General features: G+C 33.2%; 24 protein-coding genes and 1 pseudogene. 14 read left to right on the top strand and 11 right to left on the bottom strand.

Annotation, left to right across the window (positions count from 1 at the left end):
- Positions 1-269: 269 nt before the first annotated feature.
- The gene (locus tag IGB25_RS07945) at positions 270-1,517 is read right to left on the bottom strand and encodes a sodium:proton antiporter (protein ID WP_211064552.1); all 1,248 of its coding nucleotides are present in this window, start codon (positions 1,515-1,517) and stop codon (positions 270-272) included.
- 112 nt (positions 1,518-1,629) lie between these two features.
- Between IGB25_RS07945 and pepE the strand changes: the two genes are divergently transcribed.
- On the top strand, positions 1,630-2,322 hold the full coding sequence (pepE, locus tag IGB25_RS07940; RefSeq protein ID WP_211064551.1) for a dipeptidase PepE: 693 nt from the start codon (positions 1,630-1,632) through the stop codon (positions 2,320-2,322).
- Between the two features lie 126 nt (positions 2,323-2,448).
- Here pepE and IGB25_RS07935 read toward each other — a convergent pair whose 3' ends face one another.
- From IGB25_RS07935 to IGB25_RS07900, 8 genes are all read right to left on the bottom strand, one after another.
- A complete protein-coding gene (locus IGB25_RS07935; RefSeq protein WP_211064550.1) occupies positions 2,449-3,162 on the bottom strand; it encodes an MjaI family restriction endonuclease in 714 nt (237 codons plus the stop codon).
- On the bottom strand, positions 3,152-4,441 hold the full coding sequence (locus tag IGB25_RS07930) for a DNA methyltransferase (RefSeq protein WP_211064549.1): 1,290 nt from the start codon (positions 4,439-4,441) through the stop codon (positions 3,152-3,154). Before IGB25_RS07930 ends, IGB25_RS07935 begins: the two co-directional genes overlap by 11 nt.
- A 169-nt stretch (positions 4,442-4,610) precedes the next feature.
- Positions 4,611-5,669, bottom strand: a complete 1,059-nt coding sequence (locus IGB25_RS07925; protein WP_211064548.1) for a hypothetical protein — start codon at positions 5,667-5,669, stop codon at positions 4,611-4,613.
- A 3-nt stretch (positions 5,670-5,672) separates the two neighbouring features.
- The gene (kdsB, locus tag IGB25_RS07920; protein WP_247653452.1) at positions 5,673-6,428 is read right to left on the bottom strand and encodes a 3-deoxy-manno-octulosonate cytidylyltransferase; all 756 of its coding nucleotides are present in this window, start codon (positions 6,426-6,428) and stop codon (positions 5,673-5,675) included.
- Positions 6,425-7,087, bottom strand: a complete 663-nt coding sequence (locus IGB25_RS07915; RefSeq protein ID WP_211064547.1) for a class I SAM-dependent methyltransferase — start codon at positions 7,085-7,087, stop codon at positions 6,425-6,427. The genes kdsB and IGB25_RS07915 overlap by 4 nt, the downstream gene beginning before the upstream one ends.
- Before the next feature lie 5 nt (positions 7,088-7,092).
- Complete coding sequence (locus IGB25_RS07910) at positions 7,093-9,300, bottom strand: DUF349 domain-containing protein (protein ID WP_211064546.1); 2,208 nt, start codon at positions 9,298-9,300, stop codon at positions 7,093-7,095.
- A gap of 111 nt (positions 9,301-9,411) precedes the next feature.
- The gene (gene ychF, locus IGB25_RS07905; protein ID WP_211064545.1) at positions 9,412-10,506 is read right to left on the bottom strand and encodes a redox-regulated ATPase YchF; all 1,095 of its coding nucleotides are present in this window, start codon (positions 10,504-10,506) and stop codon (positions 9,412-9,414) included.
- A gap of 123 nt (positions 10,507-10,629) precedes the next feature.
- Positions 10,630-11,568, bottom strand: a complete 939-nt coding sequence (locus IGB25_RS07900; protein WP_211064544.1) for a hydrogen peroxide-inducible genes activator — start codon at positions 11,566-11,568, stop codon at positions 10,630-10,632.
- Positions 11,569-11,659: 91 nt separating this feature from the next.
- Between IGB25_RS07900 and IGB25_RS07895 the strand changes: the two genes are divergently transcribed.
- Complete coding sequence (locus IGB25_RS07895; RefSeq protein WP_211064543.1) at positions 11,660-12,520, top strand: hypothetical protein; 861 nt, start codon at positions 11,660-11,662, stop codon at positions 12,518-12,520.
- A gap of 10 nt (positions 12,521-12,530) precedes the next feature.
- On the opposite strand, the pseudogene asnB reads toward IGB25_RS07895, so the two are convergent.
- A pseudogene (gene asnB / locus IGB25_RS07890) lies at positions 12,531-14,201 on the bottom strand (asparagine synthase B).
- Positions 14,202-14,379: 178 nt separating this feature from the next.
- Here asnB and IGB25_RS07885 point away from each other — a divergent pair.
- From IGB25_RS07885 to IGB25_RS07830, 12 genes are all read left to right on the top strand, one after another.
- On the top strand, positions 14,380-14,877 hold the full coding sequence (locus IGB25_RS07885; protein WP_211064542.1) for a phosphoribosyltransferase family protein: 498 nt from the start codon (positions 14,380-14,382) through the stop codon (positions 14,875-14,877).
- 116 nt (positions 14,878-14,993) lie between these two features.
- Positions 14,994-15,818, top strand: coding sequence for a M48 family metallopeptidase (locus IGB25_RS07880; protein ID WP_211064541.1), 825 nt, complete (start codon positions 14,994-14,996; stop codon positions 15,816-15,818).
- A gap of 20 nt (positions 15,819-15,838) precedes the next feature.
- Positions 15,839-17,167 carry an MFS transporter gene (locus tag IGB25_RS07875; protein WP_211064540.1) on the top strand — a complete coding sequence of 443 codons (1,329 nt, stop codon included), beginning with the start codon at positions 15,839-15,841 and terminating at the stop codon, positions 17,165-17,167.
- Between the two features lie 77 nt (positions 17,168-17,244).
- Complete coding sequence (locus IGB25_RS07870) at positions 17,245-17,805, top strand: hypothetical protein (RefSeq protein WP_211064539.1); 561 nt, start codon at positions 17,245-17,247, stop codon at positions 17,803-17,805.
- A gap of 236 nt (positions 17,806-18,041) precedes the next feature.
- Positions 18,042-19,688 (top strand): hypothetical protein, encoded by a 1,647-nt coding sequence (locus tag IGB25_RS07865; protein ID WP_211064538.1) that lies wholly within the window; start codon positions 18,042-18,044, stop codon positions 19,686-19,688.
- Positions 19,689-19,729: 41 nt separating this feature from the next.
- Positions 19,730-20,188: a helix-turn-helix domain-containing protein gene (locus tag IGB25_RS07860; RefSeq protein ID WP_247653451.1), complete on the top strand. Its 459-nt coding sequence runs from the start codon at positions 19,730-19,732 to the stop codon at positions 20,186-20,188.
- Positions 20,134-20,745, top strand: coding sequence for an IS3 family transposase (locus tag IGB25_RS07855; protein WP_247653733.1), 612 nt, complete (start codon positions 20,134-20,136; stop codon positions 20,743-20,745). Before IGB25_RS07860 ends, IGB25_RS07855 begins: the two co-directional genes overlap by 55 nt.
- Before the next feature lie 19 nt (positions 20,746-20,764).
- Positions 20,765-20,983 carry a hypothetical protein gene (locus IGB25_RS15580; RefSeq protein ID WP_211066881.1) on the top strand — a complete coding sequence of 73 codons (219 nt, stop codon included), beginning with the start codon at positions 20,765-20,767 and terminating at the stop codon, positions 20,981-20,983.
- Between the two features lie 283 nt (positions 20,984-21,266).
- Entirely contained in the window at positions 21,267-21,665 is a 399-nt protein-coding gene (locus tag IGB25_RS07845; RefSeq protein ID WP_211064537.1) for a hypothetical protein, read from the top strand.
- Between the two features lie 225 nt (positions 21,666-21,890).
- Positions 21,891-22,712, top strand: coding sequence for a hypothetical protein (locus IGB25_RS07840; protein WP_211064536.1), 822 nt, complete (start codon positions 21,891-21,893; stop codon positions 22,710-22,712).
- A 179-nt stretch (positions 22,713-22,891) separates the two neighbouring features.
- The gene (locus IGB25_RS07835) at positions 22,892-23,644 is read left to right on the top strand and encodes a hypothetical protein (protein WP_211064535.1); all 753 of its coding nucleotides are present in this window, start codon (positions 22,892-22,894) and stop codon (positions 23,642-23,644) included.
- 14 nt (positions 23,645-23,658) lie between these two features.
- Entirely contained in the window at positions 23,659-24,144 is a 486-nt protein-coding gene (locus IGB25_RS07830) for a DUF6705 family protein (protein ID WP_211064534.1), read from the top strand.
- 14 nt (positions 24,145-24,158) lie between these two features.
- Here IGB25_RS07830 and IGB25_RS15575 read toward each other — a convergent pair whose 3' ends face one another.
- Positions 24,159-24,257, bottom strand: a complete 99-nt coding sequence (locus IGB25_RS15575) for a hypothetical protein (protein WP_371815983.1) — start codon at positions 24,255-24,257, stop codon at positions 24,159-24,161.
- Between the last annotated feature and the right edge of the window lie 112 nt (positions 24,258-24,369).

The following is a 24,369-nucleotide window of genomic DNA, read 5'->3' as shown; positions in this document are numbered from 1 at the left end:
ACATTGAATGCATATTTAACGTGAGTTCAATATAAATTACAATAAAATATATTCATATAAAATACAGATATTTAATCATTTGTAATGTTGACAGAGCGAAGCATGAGCGACGAGACATCTCAATAGGATGAGATTTCTCCTCATTCTTCGTTCGAAATGACAAAATTTGCTAACAAAAAGATGTGATCATCTGATTTACAGCTTTCAATAAATCAAACTCACGTTATTTACTTTATTTAGTTAGTGTTTATTATGGGATGTTTAGATAATTATGTTGGCAATAATTTTTCGACCAACTTGCCAATACTCAAACCCTGCACTAAAATGGCAAAAATAACAATGATAAAGGTGATTTGAATAATAACATTGCCATAAGCTGTACCAGACAGACTAAAAGCCAAAGCCAGGGAAATACCACCACGCAAACCACCCCAAGTTAAAACAGCAGAAGTTTTGAATGCTGAATATTCTTTATGATTTAAAAAGCTATAAGGTAAAAACACTGAGACAAAACGTGAAATTAAAACCAATACAATAGCGATGAGTCCTAAGATGATAACTGTGTTATCGAAAGTGATGAGGTGCAGTGTTAAACCTATTAAGACAAACAAGACGCCGTTGAGAATTTCATCTAAAATTTCCCAGAAATTATTGAGTTGTTCAGTACACATTTGATGTTTATGATGATTAACATCTAATTTGTTGCCAATGATCAAGCCCGCCATGACCATTGCCAAAGGTCCTGAGATGTGTAATAGCGATGCCACAGCATAACCGCTTACTACAATAGCAATACTCATCATTACAGCCAAGTGCGGATTGTCTTTTGTGGCTTTGATGCTATAGTAGCCTACAAAACCAATTAAGCTACCAAACGCCAGACCACCAACAGTTTCTTTAAGAAATAAAAGTCCAACTTCTTTACCAATCCCAACATCTAATTCAGGATGTTTGAGTTGAGCAATGAGCAACATCGCAGAAAAAACCACCACACCAATACCATCATTAAATAGCGATTCGCCTTCAATTTTCATTTTGAGGCTTTTAGAAATATCGTATTTTTTTAAAATGGCTAAAACAGCAACAGGGTCAGTAGGAGAGATGAGTGCACCAAAAACCAAAGCATAAGTGAAATCCAAATTCACGCTTAAAAGTTGGGCTACAAAATACACCAAGCTACCGACTAAAATAGTAGAAATTAAAACCCCAAAACTCGCAAAAAGCAAAACCGACCAGCGTTCGTGAGCCAAATCCTTGATGTTGACGTGCAATGCACCAGCAAATAAGAGGAAACTCAATAAAGTATCTAATAATAATTTTTCAAAATTGGAATTGATCACTAAATCACAAAAAAATTGATAAACTTCAGGGAAGACATTTTTAATAGAAATTAAAATCACAACCGTGATAAGACTTAAAATCATCAACGCTATGGTGTTGGGGAGTTTTAAAAATTTATAATTGATGAAACTGAAAAGTGAAACTAAGGCTATGACAATGCTAAACGATTCGAACATAAGATTTTTAATTGGTGTTAAACGATGTAGATTGATTTTTTAAATTTCGACAATATTTCTCATAATAGTCACTTTAAAATTAACTAAATTACGGTTTTTAAAATAATATACGATGAATTGTATTATCGCTAGCACGTCCACCATTTATGGAAGTAGCTATCTAGAATATTTAAAACCCACATTATCAGAACATTTCAAAGAAGTTAGAGAGATTTTGTTTGTTCCTTTTGCAAGACCATCAGGATTGACCTACGATGAATATACAGCAAAGGCTAAAGACGGTTTGACATTTTTAAACGCCTCTGTAAAAGGTTTACAAGAATTTGAAAATTATAGAGAAGCAGTCGAAAAATCCAAAGCTATATTTGTTGGTGGCGGTAATACGTTTTTGCTGGTTAAAACACTCCAAGAATTGGATTTGATGTCTGTTTTAAAACAAAAAATTTTATCAGGAACGCCTTATCTCGGCACAAGTGCTGGGAGCAATATTTGCGGACCAAATATGCAAACCACAAACGATATGCCTATTGTGATGCCTAATTCTTTTGAAGCTTTAGGGGTTTTGCCGTTCAACATCAATGCACATTATATTGAAACCGAGCCGAATTCAAAACACAAAGGAGAAACTCGACGAACGCGTATTAAAGAATTTCAAGTGTTTAACAACGTTAATGTTGTTGGTTTAAAAGAAGGCAGTTGGCTTGAGGTGAGAGATCATAAAATTCAACTTAAAGGCAAATTAAATGCGGTTTGGTTTGAGCCTAGTAAAGCTCCAAAAATTATTCAATCTGATGCTTATTTATAAATAAAAATGACAGCTTGGTTCAACCTTTTTCGATAGCATAATTTGGTGTTAATTCTACTAGCTCATCTATTCGTTTATATCTAACACTTTAGCCTGCATTACATTTATACATTCTTAGCTTTTGTTTTACCTTTTTAAACGTTGAATTTCAATTTTAATTTCTTTCAATATATCCTTATTTACAATATTTTTTTTATTTCCAACTCGTGTTGAGAATATTATAAACACTTTACCGCCAAACTTGTCTTCAAAATTTTTAAAACTGTTGTTCATTCGTTCAGAAATGTTATAGTTGGCGAAGTTTGAGTTTGCTGTTATTGGTTTTATTTGGATACCAAAAGCTTTGTCGCCCACTTTACCGATATAATCAATGTCTCCTGCGTGGTCGAGTTCTTCGTCTGATTCCTCAAACTCCACTTCAGGAAAGGTCTTTGCAAGACCATCATTTACAACAGATTTTTCGAGAAGAAATCCATCATAAGTTCTAACAATAGTTACTTGGTAAATGTATTCCTTGCAATCTTCTAGGCTTAAATCTTTAAAAGCGGCAGTCCATTCAGGAATAACAACTTCAGTAATTTTTGCATAAAGTCTTTCGCCAAGTTCATCTAAGACTTCTTGAGTTATTTTTACTGGATTAGTCTTAGACTTAGAATAAGCGTTCTCAAAATAGTATTGTTCCCATTCGTCTAAAGCAGTGGGTTGACACTCACGAATTAATGCCATAACTGCCCCAACTTTTTTTGGTCTTGTCAGCTGGTAAGTATTACTTGCATAGTTTAATACTTTTTCTTTTTTTCCGAATGGTTTTGCGTGTTTTATAGGTTGATTAGTTGACATAACTCTCTTGTAATTGTTGGAATTTTTTCTTGTTTTTGTATTCTATTTCTGTATCTGCAATGGCAAGACCATTTTTGATTAAATGGGCATTCAGAAAAGTTTTATTTTTTAAGTAAACATAAGCCAATAAATTGTTTGAGTTGTCATGCTTAACTTCATCATATTTTAAAAAAACTTGTTGCTTACTGGTTTTGTCTTTTAAAAATTGAGTTGCTTCCCCATTTGCTAGTGGGTTTTCTTTCACACCAAGAAGGCGTACAACGAGACCATTATTCAATTGTATAAGTTCAGGGCTAATCACTTTTTTTACTCGAAAAAATTCTTCTCTATTTTTTTTGTATTTATCTATTTTTGAACCAAATTGGAGTTTTTTAGGGTCAACTTTCTTGTCAAAATTATGAAAATCCTTAAAGATATAGGGTTGTTTCTGGATTTCGGTTTCAAAATCTGTTTGCGACTTCTGTCTGTGGAAGTTAATCTCGTCCTGTCCCAATTCAGGTGTTATTACGCCAAGTTTTTTTTCAATAAAAGGTTTAAATTCAGGATTGATTTCATATCCAACAGAATTACGGTTTAATTTTTTAGACGCTAGCGAAGTTGTTCCACTTCCTAAAAACGGGTCAAGAATCGTATCTCCAACAAATGAAAACATTTTTATTAGACGGTGTGGCAATTCTTCAGGAAACGTTGCAATATGCCCATCTTGTCTTGCTCCACCAAAATTCCAATGTCCATTAAAGTATTCTTTCCATTCTTCTTTGGTCATACTCGATTGATCCTTAACTTCTTTGTTTACTCTTTTGGGTTTGCCAAGTTTTTTGAAAAGCAAAATAAACTCATAGTCGATGGATAAAACTCCATTACGGGGATTTGGATAACTTCCCATCAAGGAAGCACCGCCTGTTGTGTTAGTGGTCGTTTGTTTTTGCCAAATGATAGCACCCATATAATCGAATCCTATACTTTCACAGAATTTAATGATTTCAGTCCGGATAGGAATTACTTTATAACGTCCATAATAAACGGCTCGGGCAAATTGGTCGCCAATGTTCACACAAAGCCTACACCCATTTTCAAGTACTCGATAGCACTCTTTCCATACGAGGTTTAGGTTATTAATGTAAGTTTCGTAATCTTCATGATAACCAATTTGGTTGTCTGTACCGTAATCTTTCAATTGCCAATAGGGTGGTGAGGTAATTGCAAGTTGGACAGATTGGTCTTCGAGATAGTCCATTTGTCTGCTGTCTCCAATTATTATGTCGTGTTTTGTATTCATTTATTATTATTTTGTGTAAAGTTACAACATATTGGATGTTTTTAAATGAGAGCTAATTATCACATAATCTCAAAAATACACTACTTTTTTATAAACAGAAAACGTTAACAAACAAAAATCACTATATATCAATATATTAGGGTTTCTTTATTCTAAAATTTTATAAAGTTTAATTCACATCTTCATATTCTAAATAATTCCGCTTAACAAATTCTAAAGCGGTTTTTAAAATATGTCCCATTGTTCTGGCACGTTTAAACTTGATGTCTTTGGTATATTCTACAAGTTCTTTTCTGAGTTGCAATACGTTTTCTTTAGTCGATACATGGTCTTTTATCATGCTTCTAATCAGCATTCTAAATCGTTTTTCAGAGGTGATTAATCGTTTGGCAACTTGTGAGCGTTCTTCTTTCTTGTATTGCAAAATGGAAGATTCTTCTAAGTGTCGTTCCACCAACTTGACCATGGTGTAGTTTTCTTTAAAAAATTGTGGACGATACACATTGAGCTTCCCCTCGTAGCACTGTTGGTCAAAATCTATGGCTCTGATTTTGTAGTCCACATGGTCAAAATCGTGTGTAGGAATAACTACGTAATTGTAAGACCGCATATCGCCAAGTAATCTCAGTAAGCATCGCTCATTAAATTTAACAAACTGCTTAGCGATTTGGTTTTTTTCGAGATGGTCACAATCGTCTAAAAATTCTTTGATAAACACATCGCCTGGAATACCTGAAATGTGCTCTTCTATCAAGGTGTCTTTATAAACCAAAAAATTGATGCGATGTGGCGATAAAATATGTTCGAAATCTAAACCATAAATTCGAGACGCATCGGCTTTTTTGACATAAAAATAGGTGAAATTGTCGTTTAAAACATTTCTTATCTTAATGCGAAAGGGTTTTGAATTACCAAAAGTGCAAAAGTCAATAGCATCAACATTTAAGAAGTCAAGGTTGCCACTTTTACCATCGGAGTGCAAAATGGTGTAAACCTTTTTAAGGCTTTCGTCTATTTCTTCTCGTTCAAAATCTGGATAATAGCAACTTACCCAAAGTGTGTCTTCATCGTTTTTGTCATAAACCGCTACGGAGCCAGAAAAACGCATCAAATCATCATAAAACACTGGGATTTTGGTTTCACGGTTATAAATTTTTAGATACTTAGCCAAATTTTCATTAATAGGAAAAGACGGCTTTTTTTGTGACATGAGCTTTTGCTCTTCCATAACTTATGGGTTTTGTTGGTTAAAAAAAGCTTTGGCACGGTCTAAATCTTGTGGAGTGTCTATGCCAAAACTGTTTTCTTGGGTTTGAACCATTTTAATGGTTTTGCCGTGTTCTAAAAAACGGATACATTCTATTTGTTCAGCGGCTTCTAAACCTAACATCGGTAATTTTGAAAAATCCAGAATGGCTTGTTTTCTAAAAGCGTAAATGCCTTTGTGTCTGTAATATTGAACAGAAATTGTTTGATTTCTATGATAGGGAATCGGCGATCTTGAGAAATACAAAGCGAAGTTTTGTTGATTCACAATCACTTTCACATAGTTGGGGTTTTGGATGTCATCAAGGTCATTTAGTGGTGTCATCAGTGAAGCTAAATCAATTTGCTCGGCATCGTTTTGATGGAAAACATTGAGCAAGTTTTCTAAACTGTCTTTATCGGTAAAAGGTTCATCGCCTTGTACATTGACAACAATATCAGTATTTATTGTTTCAACGGCTTCAGCAATACGGTCGCTACCGCAACTGTGTTCTTTTTGGCTCATCATAACTTGACCGCCGTGGCTTTTGATATCATCAAAAATCTCTTGGCTATCGGTTACTACAATGACTTCATCAAACAATCCTGTGGCTTTTGTGTTAAGATAGGTTCTGACAATGACACTTTTGCCACCGAGATCTTGCAAAAGCTTTCTAGGAAATCTCGTGGCTTGCAATCTGGCTGGTATCATTGCAATGACATGTAAATTTGAGTTTTTCATGTGTTGAACGTAATTAATTTTTCATCAAAAGATACAGATTTAAACCCAAATTTTTGACAAATGACTTGCAAAGTTTTTGGACTGTAAAAGAATACGTGCGTTGGATCGTTTTTGTAATGCCAGTTTTTAAAATTTTCTACTGAAAAATCATTCGTTATCATTTTGGTTTTGCAGTATAATTTAGCATTGGGTTTTAAAAGATTTTTGAGTTTTTCAAATTCTTGATTTGGCTCATAAAAATGTTCCATCACTTCACAACAAATGATAAAATCATATTCTTCATTTTCATAGGAAGAATCGGGATAAAAATACGGATCGTAAAGTGTGATGTTATAGTCTTCATGCTCTAAAACATAGGTTGCAACTGGACCAGTGCCACAGCCATAATCTAAACCCTTGGTGTCTGATGAGAAATCTCTTTTAACTGCATTTGTGATTGGACTGACAAAGCTTTGGTAACGCTTATCGTGAACGTCGTTATTATGCGTACGGTAGCGTTCTTCTTCAAAGTCTGCATCCACAAAATATTTTGATGGTTTAAAAATTGACAAACAGTTTGAACAGCGGTAAAAATCTTGTGGAATATTAAAGCAACTACAAAACCAATCGGCTTGATGCTGACATAATGGACAAGGTGTTGACGCTTGAGTTGGCGACATTTAACTTACAAGGATTTAATTTTTCTCAATTTGATTTCCCACATTTCGAGTTCATCTTTAAGTTTATCGATATTGTCATAAACTTCTTTGACTAACGGACTTTCTTTGTCAGATTCTGAGAAAAATTGCAAGTTATTTTCAAATTGATTGATTTTGCTTTTTGTATCGCTGATTTTGGTTCTTAAAAATTGTTCTTCTTTATAGATTTGTTGGTTGTCATCAGCTTCTTCTAAACCTTGAAGTCGATTTTCATATTTTAATAATTCGGCTTCTGTTTTGTTAATTTTCATTTTATTGAACAACTGATCTAAAGCTTTGTTGAATTTGCCTTCAATGTATTTTTTTTGTTGAGGCACTAGACCTAAAGACTTCCATTGTTCTATATAAGATTTGATGGTTTTTAAATCTTCGTCTTTTTTGCCTTTAAGTTTTAGGTTTTTAACTTCATCTAACAAATCTTTTTTAGCCCTAAATGCTTCAAATTCTTCTTGATTTTCTTCATTTTTATGGGCGTGAAATCTATCAAAATAATGGTTGCAAGCGGCTTTAAATTGTTTCCAAATTTTATCTGAATGTTTGCGAGGCACAAAACCAATTTTTTTCCAATCGGCTTGTATTTTTTTCATCAGTGGTGTTGTGGTTTCAAAGTCGTCGCTGTCTTTGTTGTCTTCAGCGATTTTGATAAGTTCTAACTTCTTTTCAAGATTTTCGTTTTGCTGATGTTTTAAATTTTTGTAAAACGCATTTTTTGAGCGGTTAAAGCGTCTGGTTTGTTCTTTAAAGGCTTTCCAAACTTTTTCGTTATCTTTTTGAGGTACACGACCTGCTTTAAAAAACAAATCTCTTAACTCTTGAACAAGTTTAATTTGTTTTTGGGCATGTTTGTGAGACTTGATTTCGGTATCGGCTAAAGTTTCGATCTGTTTGATGATATCGAGTTTAACATCAAGATTTTTTTCTCGTTCTTTATCGAGTTGCTCAAAATGAGCTTTTCGGTTATCGTGTATTTTTTTGGTGGCTTCAGAAAATCTATCCCAAATTTCGTCTCGGTATTCTTTGGCTACAGGATAAGGTTCTTCTTTCCACATTTTGTGCAACAGTTGCAATTCTCTAAATGCTCTGTTGATGTCTTTTTCTTCGACCAATTCTTCAGCTCGATCAATAATTTTCAATTTTTGGTCAAGATTGTATTGAAAATCTAAATCTCTAAATTCTCTATCGAGGTGTAAGAAGTCATAAAATCGTTCAACGTGGTGATGATAAGTTTTCCACAATTTAGAATATTCATTTCTTGGTACTGGTCCAGCGTTTTTCCAGCGTTCTTGAAGGTCTTTAAATTGGTTAAATGTAGCTTTCATATCGCCACCACTTCCAATCATATTTTTAAGTTCTTCAATTAAAGCCAAGCGATTTTTGAGGTTTTCGTTGAGATTTTTCTTGAGTTTTTTGTAGTAAGCATCTCGTTTTTCACGATATTCAAAATAGATGCGATTAAACTTAGTTTTGACTGGAGATGAATAATGAAAATCTATAACATTGCCACCGTCTTCAATAAACTGTTCTTTTTTTTCGTCTATGATTTCATTAAACTTTTTATCAAAAGCTATTTTTATTTGTGTAACGTGTTCGCGAATGGCTTGAACTTTTTCTTTTTTTAAGAGTTTTTCAAGTTCAATCACCAACTCATCCATGGACATAGCATCGTAGTCTTTGAGCTCTATCTCGTGTCTTGAGGCGTTGTGTTCATCTTCAGAATCTTCGGCATTGGCTTCATCGATTTCTTTGTGATGTTCGTCGTCGTCAGAAGTATTTATAGTATCATCATTTGATTGGTCTTGTGGTTCAGTATTTTCAGATTTATTTTTTTCTTCCGAAACTTCTTGTTCAGCGTCAGGTTTATTTTTATCTGTGTTTGAATCTATTGTAGTATCAGCGTTTTTATGAGAGGTTTCTATGTTATCAACAGATTCTTTTTTGTCAGAAACATCAGATGTTGAAGAGTTGTCAGGTATATCTGTTTGTTCTGGTTTTAAATTTTGGTCTGAAGGGTTTTGCTCATCTTTTTCAGATGATTTTGTATTATCATCTTTCAGCAATTTTTTTTCCTGATGATTATTATTGTTTATAGTGTTTTGATTATCACTATTTTCAGGATTTTCACTCTCGGTTTGATGACGTTCAGGGTTGGTGTTTTTTGCTTTATCTTCAGACATATCTTTCAATGTTTAGGTTCAAAAATTAAATATAGTAAAAGATGCAATATAACCCAACAAATTTAGAATTTAAGCAGAGTTTTTTATAATTTTATTAAGTTTCTAAATTCCTTAGACGTTGAATCTAAAATTCATCACATCGCCATCTTTAACGATATAGTCTTTGCCTTCTATTCTGAGCTTGCCCGCTTCTTTGATTTTGGCTTCACTGGCATATTTATCGTAGTCTGCAAAGCTTATGACTTCAGCCCTGATAAAGCCTTTTTGAAAATCAGTATGGATAACGCCTGCGACTTCTGGAGCTGTTGCACCTTTGCGTACTGTCCACGCTCTTACTTCTTTTTCGCCAGCGGTAAAATAGGTTTGTTGGTTAAGCAAGTCATAAGCGGAACGGATTAATTTTGAGACGCCAGGTTCTTCAAAGTCGATGTCTTCAAGAAACATTTTGCGTTCCTCATAAGATTCTAATTCGGCAATATCAGCTTCAATACCAACAGCTAAGGTTAAAACTAAAGCCTTTTCATTTTGACTTATGGCTTTTATTTTTTCTACCATATCATTGCCACTAACAGCATCATTTTCGTTGACATTGCAAACATACATCACAGGTTTATCAGTAATAAATTGAAGGGGTTTTACGAAAGTTTCCCAATCTTCATCATCCAAGTCTAAGCTTCTTACGGATTGACCTTGCTCTAACCAAGAAACGATTTTTTGAAGAATTTCAGCTTCTTTTTGTGCTTCTTTTTGACCTGTTTTGGCGGCACGTTTAACTTTTTCTAATTTTTTTTCAGCAGTTTCTAAATCTTTTAGTTGTAATTCAATATCAATGGTTTCTTTATCTCTAACTGGATCGACATTACCGTCAACGTGAACAACATTATCATCTTCAAAACATCTCAACACATGAATAATAGCATCGGTTTCTCTGATGTTTCCCAGAAATTGATTGCCTAAACCTTCGCCTTTGCTTGCACCTTTGACCAAACCAGCAATATCAACAATTTCAACCGTTGCTGGAAGAACTCGTTGAGGGTTGACAATTTCTGCGAGCCGTTCTAATCTTGGATCAGGCACGTTAACTACACCAATATTGGGTTCTATGGTGCAAAAGGGAAAATTAGCACTTTGTGCTTTGGCGTTAGATAATGAGTTAAATAAGGTAGATTTGCCCACGTTAGGTAAACCAACAATTCCTGCTTTCATCTTTTAAAAATTTAGTTTGCAAAAGTAAGCAATGTTTATGATTTGATGATTATTAAAATTCTAAAAGACTTTAAACCGATTAATCGCATAGCCTCATCAACCTAAACTTATAAACTCAAATTCTCATTTGGGCTTTGGACTAATAATTTCTACATCTTGAAAAGCAATTGCTCCTTTAATCACACCTTTTATCGTTTCTTGTAAAGCCTTTATAATTTGCAATTTGAGTTCGCTTTTGTGATAAATCAAACTCACTTCTCGAGCAGGTTTAGGGTCTTTGAAATTTTTAAGGTTTTTTTTGAGTTGATTTGAAAGGTCTAAAGTTTGAAGATATGGCAATAAAGTCATACCTAAACCTTCGTGAGAAAGTTTGATGAGTGTTTCAAAACTTCCACTTTCTATTTGATATGGCAAGTGATGATTTGTATTTCTGTTTTTACAAATATTTAGAATGTTATCCTTAAAACAATGGTCATCTTCAAGGAGTAAAATATCGTTAGAATCTAAATCATCAGGAGATAAATTAGCCTTAGAATGTAGCTTGTGAGACTCTGGAATATAGCCTACAAATGGTTCGTAATACAAAGGTTTTTCAACAATGTTTTCGACTTCAAGTGGCGTTGCAGCAATGGCGACATCGATTTGTCCAGATTTGAGTTTTGCTATAATGTCAGTTGTATTGAGTTCTAAAATTTTCAGATTGACTTTTGAATAGCGATTGATAAAGTTTTTAAGAAACATAGGTAATAAAGTTGGCATAATTGTAGGAATAATTGCCAGTTTGAATTCCCCACCGATATAGCCTTTTTGCTGTTCTACAATATCTTGAATTCTATAGCTTTCATTGACAATGTTACGGGCTTGTGCAACTATTTTTTGACCAACTTGGGTTAAAGCAATTGGCTTTTTATTTCTGTTAAAAATTTCAACACCTAGTTCATCTTCTAATTTGTGAATTTGCATACTCAATGTAGGTTGAGTTACAAAAACGTGCTGTCGAGCTTTGGTGAAATTTTTATGCTCAGCAACGGCTAAAACATATTGTAATTGAGTAATTGTCATTATAGTTTTTATTTATGCAAAGATAAGTAAACTATTGTAAATATCTATTTATGTCTTCTATTAAAATTTATATCTTTGGAAAAAACATACTATGAAATCAATCAAATCTAAGCTTTCATTAATTTTAGGTATTATCTTTTTAATATCATGTTCTTCAGACGATGATGCTATGAATGATGTCAACGAAGGCGACGACAATACTAACGACCCTAATATAGAAGAAGTTGCAGAAAATTTTTTTCCATTAGTGGTTGGTAATTCTTGGGATTATGAAAACACCTTGTCTTCGCCTAGTCAACAAGATATAATTAGCAATGAAACCTTATCTGTGTCAACAACATCAGAAGTAAGCGGAGATACAGTTTATGAATTAAACTCTGATAATCCTGTGGGTTCGGGACCTGTAACCTTGGCTTTATCACAAGGTAAACTTAATAAAAGTAATAGTTCATTATTATATACAGGTGAATTTGGATTAGGTTTAAATAATTTTCCTGAAATCAATTTCACTTTAGAAAACACTGTAATTTTTGACACTTCTGTAAGTTCAGGTACAGAACTCTTTTCACAAGATGAAACAATAGAGCAAGAATTTCAAGGTATTCCTTTGACCATTGATTATACCTTGACAACTATTAAGGGTGATAATTTTGATACTTATGAAACTAATGGTGTAACTTATGATAATGTGATAAGCTCTCAATTGATAGTCAATTTGGAAATTACTGCTAATATTACAGATCCTTTGCCTGTAAGTGTTACTATTGTTCAAAGCCAAGACGCTGTGGTAGTGACCAACTTTTTTGCTGATGGTGTAGGTTTAATAGAGAGTGAAACTGATACAGCTATTGTGTTTGAAGACATCACTTTGCCAATTCCAAATTTACCTTTAGATGACATCAGTTTTAACACCCTTCAAGTGTTGACAGATTATAATGTAACTTTAGAATAATTATAAAAAGTTAGCCTTTATTATAGCTTTCAGCATGCACGTTAGAAACCGCTCGTCCTGATGGATCGTTCATGGTTTTAAATGAGACATCCCATTCCAAAGCAACTTCAGAGCTACAAGCCACAGATGGCACAGAAGGAACGGTTTTGGCGACAGTTTGACTGGGAAAATGTTCAGCAAAAATACTTCTGTAATAAAACTCTTCTTTGCTTTTTGGAGGCTGATAGGGGAATTTAAAATATGCATTTTTCAATTGGTCATCACTAACTTTTTGATTTACTTTTTCTTTCAAAGTATCTATCCAAGAATAGCCCACGCCGTCAGAAAATTGTTCTTTTTGTCGCCATGCAACTTCTTGGGGCAATAAATCTTCAAAAGCTTTACGCAAAACCCATTTTTCAATTCTACCATCTTTTATCATTTTATCTTCTGGATTGATGCTCATAGCCACATCAATAAATTCTTTGTCTAAAAACGGCACACGACCTTCAATGCCCCAAGCAGCAAGAGATTTATTAGCTCTTAAGCAATCGTATAAATATAATTTATCTAATTTTCTAACGGTTTCTTCATGAAAAGCTTTTGCATTTGGTGCTTTATGGAAATATAAATAGCCACCAAATAATTCGTCAGAACCTTCACCAGACAAAACCATTTTAATCCCCATAGCTTTGATAGCTCTAGCCATCAAAAACATAGGTGTTGAAGCTCTAACAGTGGTTACATCATAAGTTTCAAGGTGGTAAATCACATCTTTAATCGCATCAAGTCCTTCTTGAATAGTAAAAACTATTTCATGATGCACTGTATCGAGATGTTCAGCAACAAGTTTTGCCGCTTTTAAATCTGGCGAACCTTCAAGTACTGTAGCAAAAGAATGCAGTTTTGGTCACCAAGCTCCAGTTTTATCGTGTTCTTCTACACGTTTTTCTGCATATTTTTTAGCCAATGCAGAAGTGATTGAAGAATCTAAACCACCAGAGAGCAAAACGCCATAAGGCACATCGCTCATTAAATGTCTGTGTACAGCTTGATCAAGTGCTTCTCTAATTTTTTCAATTGAAGTTTTGTTGTTTTTGACATCATCATAATTTCTCCACTTGGGATGATACCATTTTTGAAATCCTTCAGATTCTTTAGTCATAAAATGTCCAGGAGGAAAAACTTCAATTTTTTGACAAACACCTTCAAGGGCTTTTAATTCAGAAGCAACATATAAAACGCCGTTTTCATCCCAACCTACATAAAGCGGTATGATTCCCATATGGTCTTTAGCAATGAGATAATCATCTTTTTCGCAATCATAAAGTGCAAAACCAAACATACCGTTAAGTTGATTTAAAAAAGTATGACCCTGTTTTTGATATAGTGCCAAGATAACTTCACAATCAGATTTGGTTGTAAAATGGTAATCTTCTACAGTTAGTTTTAGCTCTTCATGGTTATAAATTTCGCCATTAGCCGCTAAAACCATATTTTGATTTGAACTAAAAATAGGTTGTTTACCCGAAGTTGGATCCACAATTGCTAAACGTTCATGAGCTAAAATGGCTTTTTCATTAGCATAAATACCACTCCAGTCTGGTCCGCGATGACGGAGTTTTTTTGACATTTCTAAAACTTGAGGTCTGAGTTGTTCAGCTTTAGTTTTTAAATTGAATGCACATACTATTCCACACAAAACTTATTTATTTATAGGTTAAAATCAAGGGCTAAATATCGATTAAATAATTATTTTTACAATTGATAAGTATTAACTTTTTTAATTTATAATTCATTTTTATGAATGTTTTGAAATTAAATGGTATTATTGATATTTTGATAACTAAAAAATAATTTGACTGCGATATTATAGATTTATGAATAAAGGAACATTGATTTTGAACGATAAACAAATTCAACATAAAATTAAACGCATTGCGTTTCAGGTTTTAGAATTTTATGATGGCAAAGAAGATCTTGTTATTGCTGGAATAGCTGAGAATGGTTATATTTTTGCACAAAAGTTGGTCGATCAAATCAAAACCATAAGCGATATTAAACCTTTGCTTTGTGAAATAAAAATTGATAAAAAACACCCGCAAATCCAGCCCGAAATCAGCTTAAACAAATCGGATTATCAAGATAAAAGTTTGGTTTTGGTCGATGACGTTTTAAACACAGGAACGACCTTAATTTATACCGTTAAACACCTTTTAGATGTAAATTTAAAAGAACTGAAAACCGCAGTTTTAGTTGATAGAAGTCATAAAAAATTTCCGATTAAAGCTGATTATAAAGGCATTTCACTTTCTACATCTTTAAATGAAACCGTAATTGTCAATTTTGGAAAAACTTCAACAGCTGAATTGGTATAATGCATGTAGATTTTAAGTCAGGTTGGCAATACAACTTGTAAAAGTGAAAAACTTTAGCATTCTATTTCAACCCATTGATGGTATAATTTTATTATTTTTGAATAAATAAAAATATTATGAAAATCAAACATATTTCATTTCTTACTTTCATAGTTTTGATGTTGGTCAATTGCAATACAAATCCTTTTACGGGTAAAAAAACGATGGCCTTTGTATCCAACGAAAAGCTGATTCCTATGTCTTTTCAGGAATATAATAAGGTGATAACTGAAAACAAAGTTATTAAAGGCACAACAGAAGCAGAAACACTTAAACGGGTTGGAAATAAAATAAAAGTTGCGACAGAACGATGGCTTGATGCAAACGGCTATCAAGGTTATACTAAAGATTATGAGTGGGAATTTAATCTTATAGATGATGATGAAACTGTCAATGCTTGGGCTATGCCTGGTGGAAAAGTTGCATTTTATACAGGGATTTTACCTATTGCTGAAAATGAACGTGGCATAGCAACCATTATGGGTCTCGAAGTAGCTCACGCCTTAGCCAATCACGGTCAACAGCGCATGAGTGCTAGTATATTGCGACAAGTTGGTGCTGTGGCAGGTTCAGTTGCTTTAAGCGATCAAGACCCAGAAGTGCAACAAGGTTTTATGTCGGCTTATGGTGCGGGTTCTCAAGTACTTGGGATGTTGCCCTTTAGCCGTAAGCACAGAACTGAAGCTGACAGAATTGGTTTAACATTAATGGCTATTGCAGGCTACGACCCAACCGATGCCTATAAACTTTGGGAACGCATGGCTAATGCTGGAAACGGAGAGCAACCACCTGAATTTTTAAGTACACACCCTTCACACGAGACTAGAATTAGTAACCTTAAAAATTGGGCGTCTGAAGCTAAGGAAACCGCTAAAAAGTTTGGCGTTACTTCATTTAAATAGGGTCTAAAACAAACAGTTACATGAAGTCAATTCTATCTAAAGGTCATCCTAAATTGCTTCATGCTTGGGCGTTTTATGATTGGGCTAATTCAGTTTATAGCCTCGTCATTTCTTCGGCTATTTTTCCTGTTTATTATGGTGCGTTAACCTTAACCAAAAATGTTAAAGGTGAAGTTATTAACGACCGTGTTGAATTTTTTGGATTTTCTTTTAACAATGATGCACTTATCAGTTATACCACAGCTTTAGCTTTTTTGGTAGTTGTGATTATTAGTCCAATTTTGAGTGGAATTGCAGATAATTTGGGTAACAAAAAACGCTTTATGCAGTTTTTTTGCTACCTCGGTGGAGTGTCGTGTATCGGTTTATATTTTTTTGAATTAGAATATTTAGGTGTTGGACTTTTATTTTACTTTTTAGGATTGATTGGTTTTTGGGGTAGTTTGGTGTTTTACAACTCATATTTGCCTGATATTGCACATAAAGATCAACAAGATCAAGTCAGTGCAAAAGGTTTTTCTTTAGGCTATATTGGGAGTGTGATTTTGCTGTTGCTATGCTTAGGAATGATACTTAATTATGAGATGTTAGGTTTTGAAAACGAGAGTTTGCCAACGCGATTATCATTTGTTTTAACAGGAATTTGGTGGATTGGTTTTAGTCAATACAGTTTTTATTATTTACCTCAGATCAAAAATGAAAATTCCAAACCTTTAAAGCAGATTATTTTAGGCGGTTATAAAGAATTAAGACAAGTCTATAGAAAAATTAAGTTGGCATCAAAATTCAAACACTTTTTAACCGCTTTCTTTATGTATAGTATAGCGGTTCAAACCATTATGCTGATTGCAACATATTTTGGGGTTAAAGAAATTCAATGGTCAAAAGGCGATGCTACTACTGGATTGATTACAAGTATTTTACTGATTCAATTTGTGGCAATTGCAGGTGCTTTTTTTTCTGCAAGACTCACAAAACATTACGCCAATGAACGCGTGCTAATTGGTATTAACATCATTTGGGTTGGGGTTTGTATCTATGCTTTTTTTATAAAAACACCAATTCAGTTTTATGTTCTTGCCTTTTTCGTCGGTTTAGTAATGGGTGCGATACAAAGTTTGTCGCGATCTACTTTTTCAAAATATATTCCAGAAACGGAAACCGATACCACATCTTTTTTTAGTTTTTACGATGTTACCGAAAAAATAGGTATTGTGATTGGGATGAGTATTTACGCTTTAGTAGCTCAATTGACAGGCAATGTGCGTTATGCTATTTTAGTGCTTTTGCTTTGTTTTGTATTCGGAATTTATAAACTCTTTCAAATTTTAAAACTGTCTAAAAGGTAGAAATCTCTCATTTTTAACAATTTAATGGATACTTAAAAATCTAAAAAACTTATATTTATACAGTTAAAATGCTTTATATGAGTTTGAACCTTAAATATTTATTTGTTTTATGTGTTATTTTTAACGCATTGTTGTCTTGTTCAAATGAACCTTTTGAAGGCGAGCTTAATTCAATAGATTCTGAGGTTGATATTGGCTCAGGAGATGAAAATCCTGTTGATGGAAATGATGAAGATCCTGAGGAGACCATTTATGCCACAGCAAAGTTAGACGGTGAACTTTTTATAGGAAATGCTTTTGAAGTGGAAAACATCAATGACAATGCTATGCGTTTATCTTTTTTTTCAGATTTAGAGCAACAAATTTATATGATCATACCATTACCTCCTGTTGTTGGTGTTTTTGATGTAACTTCTACAGAAAATTCTGAGTTTGTGTATTCAGGTGCTTTTATCAATTCGGTAGGCAATGTTTCTGAAAGCACTTTTAATTCTATAGCCAACTCTGGAACAATTGAAATATTAAATTATAACCCTCAAACTGGTGAACTCAGTGGAAAATTTGCATTTGATGTAGCAACGTTCAACAATAATGGCATCGTGATTTCTGAAGGTGAGTTTGAAGTAGTGCTTGAGTAAGATTTTAAAAAAAAAATCACTCAAAAATCGCCTTAACAATCGTCATAATTCCTTTAAAAATACAAAACATGGCACCAAAAAAAAGCAAAAAATTTCCATGAATATACAAGACAAACAAGAACTAATCTTTAGTCTTAAATGTTAAAATAAAGTTAAAAACTATCCTCTCTCTCTCTCTCTCTCTCTCTCTCTCTCTCTCTCTACTTTAGCAAAAGTTTCTGTTTAACTTTTTTGTTATGAAAAAAGCTTTATACCTATTAGTTTTATGCTTAATTTTAGCTTGTGAGAAAGATGATCAGGTGGTCAATGCACTTGAAAATAATAAAGAAAACTCTATAAAGTTAGAGTATGTATCAAGAGAAGCCCACCAAGACAAACCAGAAGTCAACAAAGTGATAAAACGATTTAGCTTAAATAAAGCCCAATATTTAAAGAGTAGCATAGGTCAAGATAGATATGATAATATTCTGGCAAAGACGACTTATTTACCAGAATATGACGTGACCATACAAGAGGATTATGTTGCACATATACAAGCAGGCGACTATGAATCTTTTACCTACCAAATTGTTAATACTTATATAGACGACGAGTTGCATAATTTGTTTTTAAGTAAACGTAATGATGGTTCTTATGAAGTTTATATCATGAAATATCCGCTAACAGAAGATCAGAAAACACAAATAGCAAATGGTATAATGCCTGATGATTTAGACAGTAATAATTTTGAAATTATTTCTACTGAGAACACGACGAACAGCCAAAACTCAACCTCACAGTTTGATCCTTGTGTAGATTATCCCTGTACGGGTGCTTTTAATGGTACATTTTATGTCATGTTTGGACCTAATCAATGTCATACTGTAGATACCGAGATGGTTAATGGGTCTTGGATAATCTCTTACCCTATGACGGCATGCCCACCGGAATTTACCGCTACGGATAGTGGAGGTGGCGGGACAGGTGGTACTTCAGGTGATGGAACTTCAACAACTGATCCGGATACAAGTACTGGAGGAACTGACTCAGGTGGGGATCAGACGGATAATTGCCCAGGTTGCCCAGATGAAAATGACCCTGTAAACGGAGGTACGACTTCCAATGATGGGAGTGCTACAAATCAGGATGATGACACTTCAAATAACGCTGATGATGATGAAGAGGAGTCGTGTATTCCTTTTGGGGAAGCAATTAATGGGTTTTACGCTTGTGATGCGACTACACCTGTGCTTTGTGTTGAGGATGAATGTATAGATGATGAAGATTGTAATACATCTAAAGAAGATTTAAAAAAGGTTTTTCCCAACGTTTCTGATTCAAGACTTCAGGAAATTGCAGATGCTATAAATACACATGGACAAGATTTTGGAATAGATAAAGAAGAAAAATTACAGCATTTTTTATCTCAAGCTGGGCATGAAAGTAAAAATGTTATTAATGGAGTTGAATTTGACGGACTAGAAGAAAACTTAAATTATAGAGTTAATAAGCTAGGTATTGATTATTGGGAGTCTAAGTTTAATCCCTATACTTCATATACTGATCCACCTTTGACATCAATTGATCCCAATAAGAAAAATCCAAACGATTATGCAAGTACTACAAATAGTACATTTGTTGACAATGAAGATTTTGCAAACTTTGTTTATGATGATGCTAATAGAGCCACAGGATATAAGCTTGGCAATGTCAATACAGGTGATGGCTATAAATTTAGAGGACGTGGTATTTTTCAATTAATAGGACGAAATAATTATACTGATTTCAATGCTTTTTATCAAGATAATTACGATAATACAGTGAACTTAGTTAATAATCCATCTTTGTTAACAACTGACATAGACATAGCCGTAATTAGTGCTTTATGGTATGTAATTTCCTGAAATAGGTTGACTAAAAATTAAACCATTAATTATAGTCACTTATGAAATCAAAAAAAGAACAACGGCGAAAAAAAAGCTACCAAAAAGTAACTTTAGAAACCAAATTATTAGTTGTTGACCAAATCGTAAACGGTCAGCTCTCAAGAAAAGTCGCCTCAAAGAAATATGACGTTCCTCGGACAACTATTTCCTACTGGCTAAGAATTTATAGTACCTTAGCCCAACAAAAAATAGGTATGAGTAAAAATCAAGAAATCAAGAAATTAAAAGAAAAGATCGAAGAACTGGAGTTCGTTAAAGACTTTCAGCAAGACATCATTGCTGATATGGAACTCATTACAGGAGTGGATATGGCAAAAAAGTCGTTGCCCAAAACATTAGCAAAAGAGATAGAGCGAAAGAAGAAAGACCGTATAAAAGAAAATGGCTCTATGGATGTTTTGGGATCACTAAACAAGCCTTCTACAAACGACTTAAAGCCCAACAAAAACAACAAATAGACCATCAAAAACTAATTAAAATGGTTAAAGATTATCGTAAGAAAGTTGGCTCTAAAACAGGTGGTATCAAGCTATATGCTGAATTGAAACAAGACTTCATAGATACCGATATTAAGATAGGTAGAGACAAGTTCTATCGTTTTTTAAAACACAATAATCTACTTGTTCCAAAAAGTAAAAATTACATCACCACAACTAACTCTAACCACATGTACAAAAAATATAAAAACCTTGTAAAAGACCAAGTTCCCAGAAGACCTGAACAACTCTGGGTAAGCGACATCACTTATATTAAAACGCAAAACGGACACAACTATCTCGCCTTGGTTACAGACGCCTATTCTAAACAAATTATGGGTTATAAACTCGACAACCATATGAGAACATCGCTTTGCAAAGATGCACTCGCTATGGCTATTAAAAACAGAAAGTACCCTAACCAAGAACTCATTCATCATTCCGATAGAGGCTTCCAGTATTGTAATCCTAAATACACAAGTTTTGCTGAAAACAATGGTATTACAATGAGCATGACCGAACAAATACGACCCTTATGAAAATGCTGTAGCTGAAAGAATTAACAGAACTCTTAAATATGAATATGGTTTAAAGCAAACCATCAAAAACACTGAAATAGCTAGAGATATGACTCATCAAGCTGTATATATTTATAATAACCTAAGAACGCATTTTAGTCTTGACCTTAGAAAACCAGCAGAGGTTCATTTAAATCCGAACATCAAATACAAGTCGTATAGAAAAAATAACTTAAATTTACAGGAAATTAAAATATGAGCACAAAGTAAAAAGTTATTCTAATTTTTTTAAATGCATTCAAAAGGCAGAAAAAAAATTGGAAATAACTTTTGATCGATAATCTAATCAATAACCAAAAAAGAGTCAACCTATATCAGTATAATACATATTTTAAAAATAATGTATTAGATAAAATTGATGATCCATTGACCGTAACAAATGTCACCCAAAAAGTAAACGGAGGTGATAATGGGCTCAATGATAGAAAGTCAATTTTTAATGATTGTGTAGAAGAAATAGAATGTAATTAAATTATTATAAAATGAAGAATTCAATAACTTTTAACTTGATAGTGTTTATGTTTCTTTTTAGTATAAGTTGCAAAGCACAGATTCAACCTGATGCAACATCTTTAAATCAAAAAATTTTAGGATCATGGATTCCTGAAGGATCAAATTTTGATAATAGACTCGTTTTTAATAATGATGGTAGTGCTGAAAAATTTAGTGATGGACAATTATATATAAATTATACTTGGAGCATAAATAAAGAATTAGTAAATGGAGTACCTTTTAATACCTTAATACTCGATGAAGTTGGTAATTCAGAAACGACAAATAGATATGAAATAAACACTCTTAAAGACAATTTACTGATTCTTGTTTTTCAAAGACCATCAGGAGGTATTTCGGGTTTAAATAAATATTTTAAACAAGAATAAAATTAACTATTCACTCAAAAATCGCCTTAACAATTGTCATAATTCCTTTAAAAATGTAAAACATGGCGCAAAAAAAAGCAAAAAATTTCCATGAATATACAAGACAAACAAGAACTAATCTTTAGTCTTAAATGTTAAAATAAAGTTAAAAACTATTCTCTCTCTCTCTCTCTCTCTCTCTCTCTCTCTCTATTTTAGCAGAAGTTTCTGTTTAACTTTTTTGTTATGAAAAAAGCTTTATACCTATTAGTTTTATGCTTAATTTTAGCTTGTGAGAAAGATAATCAAGTCGTCAGTGCACTTGAAAATAATAAAGAAAACTCTATAAAGTTAGAGTATGTATCAAGAAAAGCCTACCAAGACAAACCAGAAGTCAACAAAGTGATAAAACGATTTAGCTTAAATAAAGCCCAATATTTAAAGAGTAGCATAGGTCAAGATAGATATGATAATATTCTGGCAAAGACGACTTATTTACCAGAATATGACGTGACCATAGAAGAAGATTATGTAGCACATATACAAGCAGGCGACTATGAATCTTTTACCTACCAAATTGTTAATACTTATATAGACGACGAGTTGCATAATTTGTTTTTAAGTAAACGTAATGATGGTTCTTATGAAGCTTATATCATGAAATATCCGCTAACAGAAGATCAGAAAACACAAATAGCAAATGGTATAAAGCCAACCAATTTACATGAAAATCATATACTTATACCTTTTGATGATTCAGGTGAGTTTCCTCGAACTGAATCATCATCATTAGTTTGTAACGATGTAAATCCTTGTTTATCTTACCCTTGTTGTGTAAACGATAATGGTACAAATGTATACATGTTTGGACCAAATACATGTGCGACGATGAATTCAGAGTATTTAGGAGGAGGTAACTGGTTTATAACATATACTCCAACTGCTTGCCCTGGTGGTGGGTCTGGTGATGGTAACGAAGGTGGTGGGTCTGGTGATGGGATGCTACAACAGATCCTAATAATGGTGGAGATAATGGAACAGATGGAGGGGATATTCCTTGTGAAGTAGATCCAAATTGCCCTGATGGCAATGGTGCAAACGATGGATCCACATCTGGTGGCGGAAGTGGTTCAACCAATTCTGATGACGAAAATAATGATTCTTCAAGTAACCAAGATGATGAGGATGATGAAGATGAGTGTATTCCAGTAGGAGAAGAGATTAATGGGTTTTTACAATGTTCTGATGTGACTACTCCTGTTGTATGTTTAGTAGCTTGCCAAGACCAACTTGTGCAGGATGAGTGCGATGAAGTAACAAATTTTTTAGAACAAAATCCAAATTTCAAAACAGTTTTAAAAAGTCTGGATGATGATTCTAATATCAATTTTGAAAAGTCTTGTTCAAAATTTGAAAGTGTTAACACTATTATATTTGAAGAAGGCACACCAAATGAACCTGAGGTAAGAATCCCCACAGGATTAACTAATAAATTTCAAGCTTTTGCACATTATCATTATGAAACGACATCAACTCCAGAAGGCGATACAGAATCAGTATTTTCTTTAGACGACTTAATTGAAATTGCAAGACTTGCAAGTTTTGACCAATTAGATGATAATTTTGTTACATTTTTATCAACCGGAAAAGGAACTTACTATGCTTTTACAATTGGTGATGATCAAAAGTTTTTGAATGCTATGGATTATTTATTAAATCCCGAAATGCCTCAAACATCTGATCTTAACGTGATGAATATCTGGGATGAAAATAAAATTAAATGGCAAGAATTTAAAAATAAATTTTATAGCAATAAAAATTCGAAAATAAAAGCATCAAATTTAGATAATACTGAAGTTTTAGGTGCATTTTTAGAATTACTTAACGAAGCAGATTTGGGTCTTAATATGTTTAAAGCCGATCAAGATTTTAATACGTTCTCGAAAGTAACTTATGACCCTAATTCACCTAATAATATCAAAGAAGATAATTGTAATTAAATTTTTAAGAAATCATGAAAAAAATAATATTAAATATATTTTTTATATTTGTTACTTTAAATATTTTCTCTCAAAATATAAATGACCCTTTTGTTGGAACTTGGGAATGGGAAAATAACAATCAAATCTTTAGAGTAATACTTTATTTAGATGAAGATGAAGATATAAGAGGAGATTTTGAAATGGTGGAAGTTTTAGGTAATAACCTAGAATCATTAATCTATGAATCTAATAAAGATAACGGCTTTGGTTATAAATATGGTCCTGTAATATTTGGAGGAAGTGATGGAACAGAATTAGGTGCGACTTTTACAGATAACACCGTAACTCACCCATATGGTCAGCTTTCTGGAGAGCTTAAGATGGTAATACAGCTTTCAAATACGCCGGGATTGACTACAGCAACATGGCAGGTAAGAAGAACTAGAGGTTTAAAAAGGGCTGATGATGATAGAACTTTTAATATACCCACAAATATTATACTTACAAAAGTCGATTAATTAATAAGAAGTCATCACTCAAATAAAGACTTAACAATCGTCATAATCCCTTTAAAAATGCAAAACATCGCACCAAAAAAAGTAAAAATATTCCTTGAATACAGAAGGTAAATGTAAATACCACTTTAACTTTAAACGTTAAAATAAAGTTAAAAGCACTTATCTATCTCTCTCTCTCTCTCTCTCTCTCTATTTTAGCAGAAGTTTCTGTTTAACTTTTTTGTT

The sequence above is a fragment of the Flavobacterium sp. CS20 genome (assembly GCF_018080005.1).
In the GTDB taxonomy this organism is placed as follows: domain Bacteria; phylum Bacteroidota; class Bacteroidia; order Flavobacteriales; family Flavobacteriaceae; genus Psychroflexus.
Note: the sequence above shows the minus strand (reverse complement) of the source record. Positions and strands in the feature narration are given on the sequence as shown.

Bases quoted from the DNA above. Each gene is read 5' to 3' on its own strand.
- IGB25_RS07935 (WP_211064550.1), bottom strand. From the start codon at position 3,162: ATGTCAACTAATCAACCTATAAAACACGCAAAACCATTCGGAAAAAAA.
- IGB25_RS07930 (WP_211064549.1), bottom strand. From the start codon at position 4,441: ATGAATACAAAACACGACATAATAATTGGAGACAGCAGACAAATGGAC.
- pepE (WP_211064551.1), top strand. From the start codon at position 1,630: ATGAATTGTATTATCGCTAGCACGTCCACCATTTATGGAAGTAGCTAT.
- IGB25_RS07925 (WP_211064548.1), bottom strand. From the start codon at position 5,669: ATGGAAGAGCAAAAGCTCATGTCACAAAAAAAGCCGTCTTTTCCTATT.
- IGB25_RS07945 (WP_211064552.1), bottom strand. From the start codon at position 1,517: ATGTTCGAATCGTTTAGCATTGTCATAGCCTTAGTTTCACTTTTCAGT.
- IGB25_RS07865 (WP_211064538.1), top strand. From the start codon at position 18,042: ATGAAAAAAGCTTTATACCTATTAGTTTTATGCTTAATTTTAGCTTGT.
- IGB25_RS07910 (WP_211064546.1), bottom strand. From the start codon at position 9,300: ATGTCTGAAGATAAAGCAAAAAACACCAACCCTGAACGTCATCAAACC.
- IGB25_RS07885 (WP_211064542.1), top strand. From the start codon at position 14,380: ATGAATAAAGGAACATTGATTTTGAACGATAAACAAATTCAACATAAA.
- IGB25_RS07845 (WP_211064537.1), top strand. From the start codon at position 21,267: ATGAAGAATTCAATAACTTTTAACTTGATAGTGTTTATGTTTCTTTTT.
- IGB25_RS07840 (WP_211064536.1), top strand. From the start codon at position 21,891: ATGAAAAAAGCTTTATACCTATTAGTTTTATGCTTAATTTTAGCTTGT.
- IGB25_RS07880 (WP_211064541.1), top strand. From the start codon at position 14,994: ATGAAAATCAAACATATTTCATTTCTTACTTTCATAGTTTTGATGTTG.
- IGB25_RS07870 (WP_211064539.1), top strand. From the start codon at position 17,245: ATGAGTTTGAACCTTAAATATTTATTTGTTTTATGTGTTATTTTTAAC.
- IGB25_RS07895 (WP_211064543.1), top strand. From the start codon at position 11,660: ATGAAATCAATCAAATCTAAGCTTTCATTAATTTTAGGTATTATCTTT.
- IGB25_RS07875 (WP_211064540.1), top strand. From the start codon at position 15,839: ATGAAGTCAATTCTATCTAAAGGTCATCCTAAATTGCTTCATGCTTGG.
- ychF (WP_211064545.1), bottom strand. From the start codon at position 10,506: ATGAAAGCAGGAATTGTTGGTTTACCTAACGTGGGCAAATCTACCTTA.
- IGB25_RS07900 (WP_211064544.1), bottom strand. From the start codon at position 11,568: ATGACAATTACTCAATTACAATATGTTTTAGCCGTTGCTGAGCATAAA.
- IGB25_RS07860 (WP_247653451.1), top strand. From the start codon at position 19,730: ATGAAATCAAAAAAAGAACAACGGCGAAAAAAAAGCTACCAAAAAGTA.
- kdsB (WP_247653452.1), bottom strand. From the start codon at position 6,428: ATGAAAAACTCAAATTTACATGTCATTGCAATGATACCAGCCAGATTG.
- IGB25_RS07915 (WP_211064547.1), bottom strand. From the start codon at position 7,087: ATGTCGCCAACTCAAGCGTCAACACCTTGTCCATTATGTCAGCATCAA.
- IGB25_RS07830 (WP_211064534.1), top strand. From the start codon at position 23,659: ATGAAAAAAATAATATTAAATATATTTTTTATATTTGTTACTTTAAAT.